This is a genomic window from Curtobacterium sp. SGAir0471, from assembly GCF_005490985.1.
In the GTDB taxonomy this organism is placed as follows: domain Bacteria; phylum Actinomycetota; class Actinomycetes; order Actinomycetales; family Microbacteriaceae; genus Curtobacterium.
This window is the reverse complement of the sequence record NZ_CP027869.1, coordinates 2,526,225-2,539,527: the sequence shown is the minus strand read 5'-3', so window position 1 is coordinate 2,539,527 and position 13,303 is coordinate 2,526,225. Positions and strand designations below refer to the sequence as shown.

Here is a 13,303-nt window from a genome sequence, read left to right as displayed (position 1 = left end):
CGGCACGCGGGACCGGCGGACCACGTGACGGACGGGAGGCACGGCACCCGCTGGCACCGTGCCTCCCGTCCGTCGGGTGGTGACGACCGTCACCCGTCGGCGGCTCAGTAGTAGTTGGTCGCCTGCGAGTGGGCCCACGCCGCGCAGGGCGTGCCGTAGGCCGCGCTGATGTACTGCAGCCCCCACGTGATCTGCGTGGTGGCGTTGGTCCGCCAGTCCGCCGCGACGGTGCCCATCTTCGACCCGGGGAGCGCCTGCGGGATGCCGGTCGCGCCACCGTTCGGGTTGACGGCCTGGTAGTTCCACCCGGACTCCTTGGTCCAGAGGCTGTCGAGGCACTGGAACTGCGCGGAGCCCCAGCCGTACTGCGACGCCGCCATCGAGGACGCGGTGGCCTTGGCGCCGGCCACGGTGTTCGCGGCGGCCTGGCGCTCCGCTGCCGCAGCGGCCTCCGCCGCTGCACGTTCGGCTGCGGCCTTCGCCTCGGCGTCGGCCTGTGCCTTCGCCGCCGCTGCTGCCGCCGCGTCGGCGTCCGCCTTGTCCTGCGACGCGCTCTGGTCGGCGACCTGCGTCGTGGCGTCGACGGTCGACGCGATGTGGGTGGTGATCGCGGAGCCGGACATGCTGCGGTAGTCCGACAGCGCGTGCACCTGGCGCTCGAGGGCGCTCGTGTCGGTCTTGTCGTTCGCGTCGGCGAGCACCGTGCGGGCGGTCGCGATGGTCGCGGCGGCCTGGGCGCGGTCGAGGTCCGTCCCGTGCAGCGCGGGGGTGCTCGTGGCGCTCGCCGAGGGCACGCCGATCGCCTCACCGATCGCCGGCTGCGTGCCGACGGTCGCGAGGCCGCCGACGAGGGCGACGGCGGCCGCGCTGCCGACGACGAGGGCGGACCGGCTGCGGAGCGCGCGGCGGACGCGGCGGCTCGGGGTGTCGAGCGCCTGGCGTCGGGTGGTCGCGGTGGTCGGGTCCGTCGCGGTCGTGCCGGGTCGGGTCGTGCCGGGTGCGGTCGTGCTGGGTGCGGTCGTGCTGGGTGGTTCGGGGATGTTTCGCGTCATCGGTTCCGGTGGTCGGCCGGCTGGAGGGCGACTCCCGGGCACGCCGGATCGGGCACGCGGGGGTGGGGGAGCGTGCACGACCGTCGGGACGGCCGTCGTGGGGGAGCCGCGAGCCGGGGGAGGACCGGACGGTGGTGTGGGGCCCGTCCGTCCGCCGCTGGGCGACCGGGTGGCCGCCTGCTCGGGCGAAGCCGTCACGATGACGTGTCAGCCTGGACAGTGCGTCCAGGAGGACTGGCAGAACCGTCCGTCCACCCCTTGGTAACGGTTCGGTAACGGCCGCTGATCGGCGGGTTCAGCGACCGGAGGTGGGGGCTTCCTGGGTGCGCTCGCCCTGACCGATCCGCTCGAGTGCGACGAGGGCCGCGGCGATCGCGTCGACGTCCTCGACCGGCAGGTCGGCGATGAGTCCGGCGACGATGCCGGTGCGGTCCGAGCGGGCCCGTTCGACGGCCGCGAGCCCGGCCGGGGTGGCCGACACCATGAACGCCCGACCGTCCGTCGGGTCGGCCTCGCGCTCGATGAAGCCGCGCTGTTCGAGCTCGGTCAGGATGCGCGTCATGGTCGGCTTCGTGACCACCTCGATCCGCGACAGGTCGCCCGGGCGCAGGGGTCCCTCGGCCTGGATGGTGGCGAGCGCGGAGACGAGTCCGTAGCCGAGCGAGGCCGAGTCGGTGCGGGCGCGACGGTTGATGCGACCGACCGCCGCGGCCAGGCGTGCGGCGATCTCCGTGCGGTCCGGCTGGCGGTGGCTCATGCGGGGCTCCCGGGTCGTCGGGTCGAGGCGGCTCGACCGTGGTCGGAGCGATGCTACCGGTGCGGGCAGGACCGTTGCCGAGCGCCGGGCGGGCCGTTGCCGCCGAGTGCACGAACGCCCACTCCCTGGTCCGGAGCGGGCGTTCCTGTACGAGGTGACAGGTTCGTTCAGCTCGAGCGGTGCTGCTTCTCGCCCGGGAGCAGGTGGATCGCCTCGGTCGCCAGCTCGGCGGCTACGTTGTCGCCGCTCTCGGTCGCGTCCCGCAGCCGTCGGAAGTCGGCCGTCAGCTGGTCCCAGTCGATGAGCTCGTCGAGGTTCGGCAGGCGCAGTCGGAAGGCGAGTCCGTCCATCGTGTCGCGGCACACCCGCTGCAGGTTCTCGTTGCCGCAGGCGTCGACGTAGAGCCCGAAGACGGAGAGGGCGTCGTGGTTCACACCGGGGACGTCGTGGGCGTCGAGCTCGGCGATCGTCCGGTCCAGCTGCGCGAGGATCTTCTTCCGCGTCGACGCCGTGAGCCGGGGGACGGCCAGGCGGACGACCCCGCCGAACAGCACGCCGAGGGTCTGCATCGCCTCGACGACCTCCTCGGCCTTCGGCGTGGTGACCCGGGTGTAGCGGTTCGGTGCCATCTCGATGAGGCCGGCGCGGGCGAGCTGGCTGAGGGCCTCGCGGATCGGGGTGCGGGAGACACCGAGCCAGGCGATGAGCTCGTCGTCGTTCAGCCGTTCGCCGGGCTCGAGCGTGCCGTCCATGATCGCGGCGTGGATCTTGTGGCGGACGGTGTCGCGGAGCAGCTGGTGCTCGGTGGGGGCGCTGCTGGGGACCGGCATGCTGGTGTCCTCGTTCTCGGTGGACGGTGTGGGACGCCGGAACCGGTCGGTGTCGGCGCGTGATCACCGTACCTGATATGTGAACGGTCGTCCGTCACGCGTCGGCTCCGGCTCGGTGTGTCCAGTGCTCGGTGCTTAGGCCTCGTCGAGGAGCCGGACCGTCAGCGGGTCCTCGGTGCCGTGGAACCACCGGTCGAGGACGGCTCGGAACGGGGCCGGGTCCGCCGCTACCCGCGCGAACAGCGTCATCGACGAGCGGGCCTTCAGCGCATCGATCCCGCCGAACAGCTCGTCCGCGCTCCGTGCCGGAGCGGCTGCCGCGGTCCTGGCGGCCTCGAGCAGTCGGGGTCCGAGCACGGGGTGCGCCAGGTACGCCCGCGCCTCGGCGAGCCCCGCGAGCGCGTACCGCTGCGCCGTCGCACTGCGCCCGAGCCCGGCGAGCTGGGGGAACACGAACCACATCCAGTGCGAGCGCTTCCGGCCGGACGCGAGCTCCTCCAGCGCCTGCTCGTGCACGCCCTCCTGCGCGCGCACGAAGCGGTCGAGGTCGGACCGGTCGCGGTCCTGCCGGTCGACCGCGTCCCCGTCGACGCTCACCGCACGACCTCGCCCCACGCGTACCGCACCGTCGTGGCGTCCACGACGAGCAACGAGTCGGGCTCCCGGTCGAACAGTCCGGGCAGCCCCACGGCGTCCGGCAGGTCGCCCTCGAGTCGCTCGAGTCGGGCGGCACGGACCGCCAACGGCGGGTGCTGCCGCTGCCAGAACAGCGTCTGGGCCAGGTGTCGCGCGTGGATGCCCGAGCGGGTGGTGAGCGCGGCGGCGAGTGGTGTGTCCACCACCTCGCCGGCGGTGACCCGGACGACCGCGTCGTGTCGCGGGCGCGGTCGCGGCGGGCGCGGCCGGCGGCCCCGCACGAGCTCCCGAGCCCACCGCACCGGGTGCGCCGTGCGGGCCGGATGCCGGACGGAGCGGTGGTCGAGGGTGTCCCCGCGACGGATCGCCCGGACGTGGGAGAACGTGTACGGCACGCCGAGCAGGGTGTTCGCCGCGACGATGGCGGGCACGTGGCCGGTGTCGACCGTGCGGTACACGATGCCGTGGCGTCCCCTGGTGTCGACGGTCGGGATCTCGATCGTGACCTCGGTCATCGACCCGAGTCGCCGCGAGGGCGGGAACGGTGGGACGGCCGTCTCGCGGAACACGTAGGCGGTCAGGCCGACCCAGGCGCTCCCGTCGACCACGTCGGGTCGCGTGCCCCGCGGCACGAGCCGGGCGAGCGACGCCGGGTCCCGCCGCCAGTGCGCGAAGACGATGTCCTCCCACGCGTGCACGGCGACCGGACGGTGCACGAGCGGGACGGCAGCTCGCCGTGCGACCGCCCCGGTCATCGACGCGGCGCGTGTCGACCGACGCGCACGGCCCAGGCGACGAGCGGGGCCTGCAGCGGCAGCCGCACAACGCCGACCAGTCGTGCGACGCGACCGGCGCGCGGGCTGTCGAGCAGGTCGGCGGCCATCTTGACGTTCGCGGGGAACACCGCGAGGAACAGCGCCGCGGCCGCCCAGCCGGACGCCCGTCGGGTGGCCGGGACGGCGAGCCCGGCGGCGATGCCGAGCTCGGCCACACCGGACACGACCGTGGTCAGGCGCGGCGGGAGTCCCTCCGGCACGATCCGGTCGTAGCCGCGCGGGCGCAGGAAGTGCGTGACACCGGCCCCGCCGAGGAGCACGGCGAGCACGGTGGCGGTCCGGGTGGCGCGTCGGGAGCGCTCGCGTCGTCGCATGGCCCCATCGTGCACGCCGCCGCCCGTGCGGGTGCCGGGCGTCGCTCAGGTCAGCGCGGTCGCGACGAGGTCGAGCACCGCCGCGGCGACGTCGGCCTTGCTGCCGGAGGTCTCCCGGACGACCTCGCCACCGGGCACGAGCACCTCGATCGCGTTCTCCTCGCGCTCGAAGCCCGCGTCCCACCCGACGTGGTTCACGACGAGCAGGTCGGCCGGCTTCCGGGCGATCTTGGCGCGGCCGAGGGCGATCCGGGCCTCGCGGTCGGGTTCGGTCTCCGCCGCGAACCCGACGACGATCTGCCCGGTGCGGCGCGCGCGCACGAGGTCGGCGAGCACGTCCGGGTTGCGGACGAGCTCGAGCGTCATGGTGTCGCCCTGCTCGTCCTTCTTCAGCTTGTCCGGCCGGACCTCGGCTGGTCGGTAGTCGGCGACCGCGGCGGTCATCACCACCACGTCGGCGTCGGCCGCCGCGGCGTGCACCGCGTCGGCGAGTTCCCGGGCGGACCCGACCGGCACCACCGTCGCCCCGAGACCCGCGGTGAGCCCGGCGTCCACGTTCGCGGCGACGAGCGTCACCGTCGCGCCGCGTCGGACGGCGTCCGCGGCGATCGCGACCCCCTGGCGTCCGCTCGACCGGTTGCCGACGAAGCGCACCGGGTCGAACGGCTCCCGCGTCCCGCCGGCGCTGACGACGACCCGCACCCCGGCGAGGTCGCCCTGGTCGCCCCGTGCGCCCGTCGCCGCAGCACCGGCACCCGTCCCCGCCACGGCACCGGCCGGGAGGCCCGCCCCGCCCTGGTCCCGTCGCCCTGCCTCCGCCGGGCGGTCGAGCACCGCCAGCGCCGCGGCCGTGATGTCCTCGGGTTCCGCCATCCGGCCGATCCCGGCGTCGTCGCCCGTGAGCGCACCGACCACCGGTCCGACGACGTGCACCCCCCGGTCGCGCAGGGTGCGCAGGTTCGCGCGCGTCGCCGGGTGCTCCCACATCTGCGGGTGCATCGCGGGTGCGACGACGACGGGCGCCTCGGTCGCGAGCAGGGTCGTCCCGAGCAGGTCCCCGGCCAGGCCGTGCGCCATGCGCGCCAGCGAGTCCGCGGTCGCCGGCGCGACGACGACCAGGTCCGCCCGGCGTCCGAGCGCCACGTGCCGCACCTCGGCGACGTCGTCCCACACGCTGGTCGTGACGGGGTTCCGGCTCAGCGCCTCGAGCGTCGGCAGGCCGACGAAGCGGAGTGCGCCCTCGGTCGGGACGACGTGCACGTCGTGGCCGCGCTTGACGAGGTCGCGGACCACCCCGACGGCCTTGTAGGCGGCGATGCCCCCGGTGATCCCGACGACGACGGACAGACGGCGACCTGCTGCAGCATCCACGTCGGTCACGCTACCCGGACGGCCGTGCGAGGATCGAGCCCATGTGCACCGTCGTCGTCCGCGTCGACTCCGCCGCCGCGTGGCCCGTCACCGTGCTGGCCCTCCGCGACGAGTCGCCCGACCGGCCCTGGGACCCGCCCGCCGCCTGGTGGCCCGAGCTCGACCCGACCGTACGCGGCGTCCGCGACCGGTCCGCCGGCGGGGCATGGCTCGCGGCCTCGGACACGGCGGGACTCGCCGTCGTGCTGAACCGTGCCGAGCCCGTACCGAGCGAGGACGGGACGTGGACCACCCGCGGGGTGCTGCCGCTCGACGCCCTGACCGGCGCGGCACCGGGCCTCGACGGCGCACTCCCGACCACCCGGGCGTTCAACCTCGTCCGCGCCACGGCCGACGGTGCCGCCGTCGACACGTGGGACGGCACGGCGGTCCGGACGACCGAGCTCGGGCCCGGCGTGCACATGGTCACGCACGGTGCACCCGACGACCCCGCGGCACCGCGCATCGGTCGGTGGCTCGACGCCTTCCGCGGCGCCCCCGCACCGACCGGCCCGCCCGTCCTCGGTCCCTTCGACGAACTCCGCACGGTCGACCACGGCGAGGACGCGGGCGACGGCTGGAGCGGGTGGTTCGGCGTGCTCGCGGAGTCCTCGACGCTGCCGTCCGACCACCCGGACGCCATCCTCCGTGACGCGGTCGAGCCGGACGGACACGTCGCGACGCTGTCGGTCGTCGCCGCCGCGGTCGCGCTCGGTCGGACGGTGCTGCAGCACGCTCGGCTCGCCCACCCGGGTCGCCTCGACGGCTCGGTCGAGCTCCACCGCGCCTGAGGCACGACCCGACGCTGCAGCCCGAGGATCCCCGATGCTGTGAGGAGCAGCAGCGCACCGGGCGGTCCGGTCGTGGTCGGGCGGCGTACGGTCCCCGACGTGACCCCGACCACACGGCCGTCCCCGCACACCCCGGCGGTCGACGGCAGCACCGCCCCACGCCGCCGTCCCCGCGGCCGAGCCGTCGTCGCGACGGCGCTCGCCGCCCTGACCGCACTCACCCTCGTCGGGTGCAGCGAGGACTCCTCGGTGGCCGCGGCACCGTCGCCGAGCGCGACCGGCCGCGCCTGGGACCACGCCCCGGGGGAGCGGATCGTCGTGATCGGCGACTCGGTGAGCGGCGGCCACGGGCTGACGCCGGAGCAGGCCTGGCCGGCGCTCCTCGCCCGGACCGAACGGTGGCAGCTGACGAACCTGTCCTGCGACGGCGCCGGGGTCGTGGCCGAGGGGGACCAGGACGAGTGCGCCAGCGCGTACCCGGGACTCGTGAAGCGCGCGGTCGACCTGCGCCCCCGGGTGGTCTTCGTGCAGGCGAGCTCCAACGACCTGGGCGAGGACGACGCGCAGGTGACGAGCGCCACCGACCAGCTCGTGGCCCTGGTCCACCGCGACCTGCCCGAGGCCCGGGTGGTGGGGCTGAGCGCGGTGTGGAGCGAGCAGGCACCGCCGGCGCAGCTCGCGACGATCTCGCACGCACTGCACCGGGCGGTCCGGCGCGACGGCGGCACCTACGTCGACATCGGGCAACCGCTGTCCGGCCACCCGGAGTGGATGCAGTCCGACGACGTGCACCCGACCGCCCGTGGGCAGCGTGCCCTCGAGGCGGGGGTGATCGCCGCGTTCGCGCGGGACCACGTGCGGTTCTGACGCCGACGGGGCGGGGCGGGTGGTGCCTCCCGGCCGACGTGCCGCGTCGCCGCGGTGCGCCGAGGTGCCGCGTCGCCGCGGTGCGCCGAGGTGCCGTGCCGCAGTGGTAGGCCATCGGTCAGGCGGGCGCGTGCGTGTCCGTGAGGTCCTCGGCGACCGCCCACAGCGAGCGGGCGAGGTCGGCGCTGCGGGCCGACCGCGGCACCGACACGGTCGTGGTCGGACCGGTCAGGCCGCCGAACCCGGACGGCCCGTAGTAGGCGCCGCCGACCGCGGCCGGACCGACGGCGGCGTACAGGAGCGGCTCGGCGCCCTGCTCCACCGCCTGCGTGAAGGGGAGGGCGCGGTCGCTGGCCCGCACCGGGCGGTCGCGACCGAGTGACCGCCCGGCGGACTGCAGGTTGGTGCGGGTGTACCCGGGGTGCGCCGCCGTGCTGACGAGTGGCCAGTCCCGCTCGGCGGACAGCCGGTGCAGGTGCAGCGCGAGGAGCAGGTCGGCCAGCTTGGACTGCGAGTAGGCGCGCCAGCCGTTGTAGCCGTGCTCCCACTGCGGGTCGGTGAAGCGGATGCTGCCGGGGATCGCGGCGAGGCTCGACATCGTCGCGACGCGCGGGGGCCGGGGGTCGTCGCTGCCCGAGGCCGTGCCGAGCAGCGTCGGCAGCAGCAGGTTCGTCAGCGCCAGGTGCCCCAGGAAGTTCGTGCCGAACTGCAGCTCGAAGCCGTCCGCGGTCTCGAAGCGCTCGGGCGGGGCCATCACGCCGGCGTTGTTCACCAGGACGTGGAGGGGCCGTCCGTCGTCGGCGATCCCCGTGGCGAACCGGCGGACGCTGCCGAGGTCGGCGAGGTCGAGCTCGCGGACCTCGAGGTCGGCGCCCGGGTGCTCCTGCCGGATCTCGGTGGCGGCGTCCTCGCCCTTGGTGGTCGTGCGGACGGCGAGCACGACGCTCGCCCCGGCGCCGGCGAGGCGCTTCGCGGTCTCCTTGCCCGTGCCGCTGTTCGCACCGGTCACGACGATGCGGCGGCCGGTCTGGTCGGGGATGTTCGCCATGCGCGGGACGGTACGCCGCCGTGCTGGCCGGTCGCCGGGCGGGGGCGCAGGGCTGGCCGGTCGTCGGACGGAGTCGTGGGGCTGGTCCGCCGCTCCGCAGGGTGGTACGATCCATGCAAACGCATCGACCAGGAGGCGCACATGAGCAACGCATTCGGCACCGGCCGTCCCTCGGACGTCCCGCCGCCCGCACCCGAGCGCATCGGCCCGGTGCAGCTCGGCCTCGACACCTTCGGCGACGTCACCGAGCGCGCCGACGGGTCCCTGCGGTCCGACGCGCAGAGCATCCGCGACGTCGTCGACCAGGCCGTGCTCGCCGACCAGGTCGGCATCGACTTCATCGGCGTCGGGGAGCACCACCGCGAGGACTTCGTGGTCAGCGCCCCCGAGGTCGTCCTCGCTGCGATCGCCGCCCGCACCGACCGCATCCGGATGGGCTCCGCCGTGACCGTCCTGTCGTCGGACGACCCGGTCCGCGTGTACGAGCGCTTCGCCACGGTCGATGCCCTGTCCGACGGTCGAGCCGAGGTCATCCTCGGCCGCGGGTCCTTCACCGAGTCGTTCCCGTTGTTCGGCTACGACCTGTCGGACTACGAGGTCCTGTTCGAGGAGAAGCTGCAGCTCTGGAACGCCCTGCGCGGCGGGGACGCCGTCACCTGGTCCGGCACGAAGCGCGCGGCGCTGGTCGACCAGGACGTCTTCCCGAAGCTCGAGCACGGCCCGATCCCGACGTGGGTCGGCGTCGGTGGTTCACCGCAGTCCGTGATCCGTGCGGCGTCGTACGGCCTGCCGCTGTTCCTCGCCATCATCGGCGGGCAGCCGGCGCAGTTCGCCCCGTTCTCGCGGCTCTACCGCCAGGCGCTGGCGCAGCTCGAGCTCCCGCAGCAGCCCATCGCGATGCACTCGCCGGGCTTCGTCGCCGAGACCGACGAGGAGGCCGCCGAGCGCTACTGGCCGTACCACAAGGCCGTCACCGACCGTCTGGGCCGCGAGCGCGGCTGGCCGCCCCTCGATGCCGCGCAGTACCAGGCCGGGCTGTCCGCGGGCGGGTCGCTGTACGTCGGGTCGCCGGAGACGGTGGCGCGGAAGATCGCGCGCAACATGCGGATCCTCGGCGTCTCGCGCTTCGACATGCGCTACGCGACGGGCCGTCTGCCGCACGAGGACATGATGCGGTCGATCGAGCTCTACGGCACGCGGGTCGCGCCGCGGGTGCGCGAGCTGCTCGCCGAGCCGGTGCCGGTGCCGTAGGGGGCCTTTCCGTCCCGTTCCTTCCGCGGAAGCGACAGATGTGCGCCGATGTTCCGGCGCAGTCTGTCGCTTCCGCGTCACGCTCCGCTCCGCAGCGGCAGCAGCAGGGCAGCGGCACGGGCAGTCGTCCGGCCGGGAGGCCCGCCCCGCCCCGCCACGCCGGCTCACGGCAGCGCCGGGTACCGTCCAGGGCATGTCACCCCGTCCCGAGATCGTCGAGCGTCGGTTCCGTGGTCGCATCATGGGCGTCGGCACGACGTCCGGCGTGCGGTTCGTCGTCGGCATGTGGGAGCGGTCACCCTTCGGGGCCTTCACGGACGTCTTCGTGGAACAGCCCGACGGGTCCAGCGTGCTGCTCGCACCGGACGAGATCGTCGCGGCGTACGTCTCCGGCACCTACCGGTTCGACACCGTCTCCGTGGTCGACGTCAGCGCCCGTCGGACGGCCCGTGGGCTCGAGCTCGACGCCGGTCCGCTCCGCGCCTCGATCGACGTCGGTGCCATCTCACCGCTCGGCCGGGTGCTCCGCATCGTGCCGAAGCCGATCGCGCGCGACCCCCGGTGGCTCAGCGTGATCGACCCGGTCGCACGACTCGTCGCTCCCGGTGCGGGGACCGCCGGCACCGCCGGAGGCGGCCGCCGCGAGTACTACGGCGTGACCGGGGCGCACGACGTCACGGCCGTCTCGGGGTCCTGGGCGGGGGAGTCCCTCGGCACACTGGCCCCGCTCGACCCGCCCGTGGCGTTCGGCTTCGCGTCGATGCCGCGCGTCCCGCAGGTCGTCGACGTCGAGACGACGATCCGCGAACCCGCCGCCTGACCCCTGCTCGTCCGCTCCACGCTCCGGGGCCGCCCGTGCCGCGCCGGGCAGGTCCCAGCGACGAGGGGCACACTGGCGGGAACGGAACGCGCCCGGGCAGTGCCCGGCCGGACGTCGAGCACAACGGGGCGCACGACGAACAGGAGCATCATGACCGACACGCAGGCAGACCACCGCGCAGCCATCTCGGACATCGTCCACGGCGCCCGAACCGCCCTGCTCACCACCGTCAGCGACGACGGCAGCCTGCACGCCCGGCCCCTCGCCGTGCAGGACAAGGCGTTCAACGGGACCCTGCGCTTCCTGGTGCAGGACGGCAGCGAGAAGGTGGAGGACATCGCGCGGAACCCGCACGTCAACGTCGCTATCGAGTCGCAGGGCGGCTACCTGTCGATCGCCGGCACGGCCACGGTCACCCGCGACGAGTCCGTGATCGACGAACTCTGGTCACCGTTCGCCGAGGCCTGGTTCCCCCAGGGCCGGCAGGACCCCACCATCCGACTGCTGACCGTCGAGGGTGACTCGGTCGAGTACTGGACGCAGGACACCGGCCCCGTCGGCAGCCTGGTGCAGACGCTGAAGGCCGCGCTCGGCAAGCAGAGCCAGCCCGACACCGGGCACCACGGCACCGTCGAGCTCTAGCAGGAGTCCGTCGAGACACCTCTGCATCGGCGAGACACCTCCGAGCACGCGAGACGCCCCCGGATCCGGGGGCGTCTCGGCGTCTCGGCGGCGTCACGGCGAAGTCCGGATCGGGGTCAGGGCGGGCCGAGCAACCAGAGCACGGCGACGAGCACCGGCTGCCCGAGCAGCGCACAGCTCACGAACGTCCAGCGCATCCAGGGCCGGGCGACGAGCTCGGGAGAACCGAACAGCGGCGCGAGCGGCATCAGGAGCCGGGGCGTCGACGCCATCGGCAGCGACACCGCGAAGATGTAGAGCGCGTAGGCGGCGGAGTACAGCACCGTCGTGGAGCCGAGCGCCCGGGTCGACCGGCGCAGCAGCCAGACCGGGTACGCCACGAGCAGGGACACCACGATGAGGACCCCGCCGACCCCGAGCCACCGGCCGGCGATCAGGAACCAGGGCGTCATCGGCGTGAACTCGACGCGCCCGATGAAGTTGACCCACCAGGACATCTCGGTCTCGAGGTACGCGTCGGGCCGACCGGTGACGTGGGCCGCGACGACCGGCCACGCCAGCCCCGCCGCCGCCATCACCACGCCCGCGGCCACGACCCGCACGCGCTCCGCCACGGGGAACGCGTCGAGCGACCGCACACCGGTGCCGGCGGCCTCCCGTCGTGCCCGCACCCAGCGGACCAGTGCGACGACCCCGAGCAGCAGCGGCAGCGCGAGCGCACCAGGGCGCGTGAACGCGGCGACGACCCCGAGCACCGCCAGCAGGCCGTACCGTCGCCGCTCGAGCGCGAGCAGGGCGCCGAACGTCAGCGCGAGGAAGGTGCTCTCCGCGTACCCGACCTGGAGCAGGAACGACAGTGGGCCGCACGTGAAGAAGAAGACCGCCCACATGCCCGCGGCGTTGCCGGCACGGTCGCTCACCAGCCGGTGCAGCAGGAACGTCGCGACCAGCCCGGCGGCCAGGGCGACGAGCGGAGCGCCCACCGTGAACGGCACGCCCGTCGAGGCCGTCAGCATGCGGATCGCGAACGGGAACGCGGGCAGGAAGGCCCAGGCGTTCTGTGCGACGTGCCCGGCGGCGTCGAGGGGCAGCGTGCTCGGGTAGCCGTGCACCGAGATCTGCTCGTAGTACTGCCCGTCCCAGGCGGTCAGGAAGGACCCGAAGCCGTGCTCGTTCCCCCAGATCGCGTTGTCCGGCATCGCCCGGGCCATCAGCGGGTAGGCGAGCGCCAGCCAGACCGTGGACACGAGACGGCCGCCGCCCCAGACGATCAGGACCGCGGCCCACACGGGCAGGCTCGTCGCGAGGTCGACGATGCGTCGTCGACCGTTCGCGAGCGTCCCGGTGACGGTGCCGTCGGTCCGGCTCACCGGCCCGCTCCGGCGGGCGCAGGGCTCGTGGTGGGCACGTCACGAGCGTACCGACCGTCGCCTGGCACCCTCCGGCACGCTCCCGGAGCGGACGGGAGGCTCGTCCCTGCGTTCTGCAGACCGGAACGAGCCCGGCGAGTGGTCGGCCTCCGTCGCGTGGCCGGTCCTAGCCTGGAAGCGCCTGCCCGGTGCGACGGGCACGTGTTGCGGGGACCGCACCGCCGTGACCGCGCTGCCGGGCCCAGTCAGACGACCGACGAGGAGCCACCGTGCCGAAGACCGCCATCGTGACCGAGAACGCCCCGGCACCGGCCGGCCCGTACAGCCAGGGGATCGTGGCGAACGGGTTCCTCTACACCGCGGGCTTCGGACCGCAGGACCCGGCGACCGGCGCGATGGCGGACGACGTCGCAGGCCAGACCGCCCAGGTGCTGGCCAACGTGGCCGCCGTCCTCGCCGAGCACGGCGCGACCCTCGACGACGTCGTCAAGTCGACGGTCCACCTCGAGCACTCGGACCGCGACTTCGCGGCCTTCAACGCGGAGTACGCGAAGCACTTCTCGGAGCCGTACCCGGTGCGCACGACCGTCCAGTCGCACCTGGCCGGCATCCTCGTGGAGATCGACGTCGTCGCGGTGCTGCCGAGCGCCTCCTGACCGTCCGCCCGCGTCCCGGTCCC

At 74.4% G+C, this 13,303-nt stretch carries 15 protein-coding genes; 6 read left to right on the top strand and 9 right to left on the bottom strand.

Features of this window, described 5'->3' with window-relative positions:
• Positions 1-104 precede the first annotated feature (104 nt).
• The 7 genes from C1N91_RS17005 to C1N91_RS11755 form a co-directional block, all read right to left on the bottom strand.
• The gene (locus C1N91_RS17005) at positions 105-1,052 is read right to left on the bottom strand and encodes a phospholipase (RefSeq protein ID WP_254678234.1); all 948 of its coding nucleotides are present in this window, start codon (positions 1,050-1,052) and stop codon (positions 105-107) included.
• Positions 1,053-1,347: 295 nt separating this feature from the next.
• Positions 1,348-1,809: a MarR family winged helix-turn-helix transcriptional regulator gene (locus C1N91_RS11780; RefSeq protein ID WP_137767854.1), complete on the bottom strand. Its 462-nt coding sequence runs from the start codon at positions 1,807-1,809 to the stop codon at positions 1,348-1,350.
• 167 nt (positions 1,810-1,976) lie between these two features.
• A complete protein-coding gene (locus C1N91_RS11775) occupies positions 1,977-2,639 on the bottom strand; it encodes a GntR family transcriptional regulator (RefSeq protein WP_137767853.1) in 663 nt (220 codons plus the stop codon).
• Positions 2,640-2,774: 135 nt separating this feature from the next.
• Positions 2,775-3,236: a DUF1810 domain-containing protein gene (locus C1N91_RS11770; protein ID WP_137767852.1), complete on the bottom strand. Its 462-nt coding sequence runs from the start codon at positions 3,234-3,236 to the stop codon at positions 2,775-2,777.
• Positions 3,233-4,030 carry a DUF2071 domain-containing protein gene (locus tag C1N91_RS11765; protein WP_137767851.1) on the bottom strand — a complete coding sequence of 266 codons (798 nt, stop codon included), beginning with the start codon at positions 4,028-4,030 and terminating at the stop codon, positions 3,233-3,235. The genes C1N91_RS11770 and C1N91_RS11765 overlap by 4 nt, the downstream gene beginning before the upstream one ends.
• Complete coding sequence (locus C1N91_RS11760) at positions 4,027-4,425, bottom strand: DoxX family protein (protein WP_137767850.1); 399 nt, start codon at positions 4,423-4,425, stop codon at positions 4,027-4,029. The genes C1N91_RS11765 and C1N91_RS11760 overlap by 4 nt, the downstream gene beginning before the upstream one ends.
• Before the next feature lie 45 nt (positions 4,426-4,470).
• A complete protein-coding gene (locus tag C1N91_RS11755; protein ID WP_137768809.1) occupies positions 4,471-5,772 on the bottom strand; it encodes a bifunctional phosphopantothenoylcysteine decarboxylase/phosphopantothenate synthase in 1,302 nt (433 codons plus the stop codon).
• 65 nt (positions 5,773-5,837) lie between these two features.
• On the opposite strand from C1N91_RS11755, the gene C1N91_RS11750 reads away from it, so the two are divergent.
• Entirely contained in the window at positions 5,838-6,626 is a 789-nt protein-coding gene (locus C1N91_RS11750; protein ID WP_137767849.1) for an NRDE family protein, read from the top strand.
• 99 nt (positions 6,627-6,725) lie between these two features.
• Positions 6,726-7,493: an SGNH/GDSL hydrolase family protein gene (locus tag C1N91_RS11745; RefSeq protein WP_175416006.1), complete on the top strand. Its 768-nt coding sequence runs from the start codon at positions 6,726-6,728 to the stop codon at positions 7,491-7,493.
• Positions 7,494-7,611: 118 nt separating this feature from the next.
• On the opposite strand, the gene C1N91_RS11740 is transcribed toward C1N91_RS11745, so the two are convergent.
• The gene (locus C1N91_RS11740; RefSeq protein WP_137767847.1) at positions 7,612-8,541 is read right to left on the bottom strand and encodes an SDR family oxidoreductase; all 930 of its coding nucleotides are present in this window, start codon (positions 8,539-8,541) and stop codon (positions 7,612-7,614) included.
• A gap of 141 nt (positions 8,542-8,682) precedes the next feature.
• On the opposite strand from C1N91_RS11740, the gene C1N91_RS11735 reads away from it, so the two are divergent.
• The 3 genes from C1N91_RS11735 (at position 8,683) to C1N91_RS11725 (ending at position 11,254) form a co-directional block, all read left to right on the top strand.
• Positions 8,683-9,792 carry an LLM class flavin-dependent oxidoreductase gene (locus C1N91_RS11735; protein ID WP_254678233.1) on the top strand — a complete coding sequence of 370 codons (1,110 nt, stop codon included), beginning with the start codon at positions 8,683-8,685 and terminating at the stop codon, positions 9,790-9,792.
• A gap of 193 nt (positions 9,793-9,985) precedes the next feature.
• Positions 9,986-10,612: a hypothetical protein gene (locus C1N91_RS11730; RefSeq protein WP_137767846.1), complete on the top strand. Its 627-nt coding sequence runs from the start codon at positions 9,986-9,988 to the stop codon at positions 10,610-10,612.
• Between the two features lie 150 nt (positions 10,613-10,762).
• The gene (locus C1N91_RS11725) at positions 10,763-11,254 is read left to right on the top strand and encodes a pyridoxamine 5'-phosphate oxidase family protein (RefSeq protein WP_137767845.1); all 492 of its coding nucleotides are present in this window, start codon (positions 10,763-10,765) and stop codon (positions 11,252-11,254) included.
• 116 nt (positions 11,255-11,370) lie between these two features.
• Here C1N91_RS11725 and C1N91_RS11720 read toward each other — a convergent pair whose 3' ends face one another.
• Entirely contained in the window at positions 11,371-12,624 is a 1,254-nt protein-coding gene (locus tag C1N91_RS11720; protein WP_137767844.1) for a hypothetical protein, read from the bottom strand.
• A 269-nt stretch (positions 12,625-12,893) separates the two neighbouring features.
• Between C1N91_RS11720 and C1N91_RS11715 the strand changes: the two genes are divergently transcribed.
• Positions 12,894-13,280: a RidA family protein gene (locus C1N91_RS11715; RefSeq protein WP_137767843.1), complete on the top strand. Its 387-nt coding sequence runs from the start codon at positions 12,894-12,896 to the stop codon at positions 13,278-13,280.
• Positions 13,281-13,303: the final 23 nt, after the last annotated feature.

Excerpts from the sequence above, each read along its gene's own strand:
- C1N91_RS11760 (WP_137767850.1), bottom strand. The coding sequence starts at position 4,425 with ATGCGACGACGCGAGCGCTCCCGACGCGCCACCCGGACCGCCACCGTG.
- C1N91_RS11740 (WP_137767847.1), bottom strand. The coding sequence starts at position 8,541 with ATGGCGAACATCCCCGACCAGACCGGCCGCCGCATCGTCGTGACCGGT.
- C1N91_RS11765 (WP_137767851.1), bottom strand. The coding sequence starts at position 4,030 with ATGACCGGGGCGGTCGCACGGCGAGCTGCCGTCCCGCTCGTGCACCGT.
- C1N91_RS11730 (WP_137767846.1), top strand. The coding sequence starts at position 9,986 with ATGTCACCCCGTCCCGAGATCGTCGAGCGTCGGTTCCGTGGTCGCATC.
- C1N91_RS11725 (WP_137767845.1), top strand. The coding sequence starts at position 10,763 with ATGACCGACACGCAGGCAGACCACCGCGCAGCCATCTCGGACATCGTC.
- C1N91_RS11750 (WP_137767849.1), top strand. The coding sequence starts at position 5,838 with ATGTGCACCGTCGTCGTCCGCGTCGACTCCGCCGCCGCGTGGCCCGTC.
- C1N91_RS11735 (WP_254678233.1), top strand. The coding sequence starts at position 8,683 with ATGAGCAACGCATTCGGCACCGGCCGTCCCTCGGACGTCCCGCCGCCC.
- C1N91_RS11780 (WP_137767854.1), bottom strand. The coding sequence starts at position 1,809 with ATGAGCCACCGCCAGCCGGACCGCACGGAGATCGCCGCACGCCTGGCC.
- C1N91_RS17005 (WP_254678234.1), bottom strand. The coding sequence starts at position 1,052 with ATGACGCGAAACATCCCCGAACCACCCAGCACGACCGCACCCAGCACG.
- C1N91_RS11775 (WP_137767853.1), bottom strand. The coding sequence starts at position 2,639 with ATGCCGGTCCCCAGCAGCGCCCCCACCGAGCACCAGCTGCTCCGCGAC.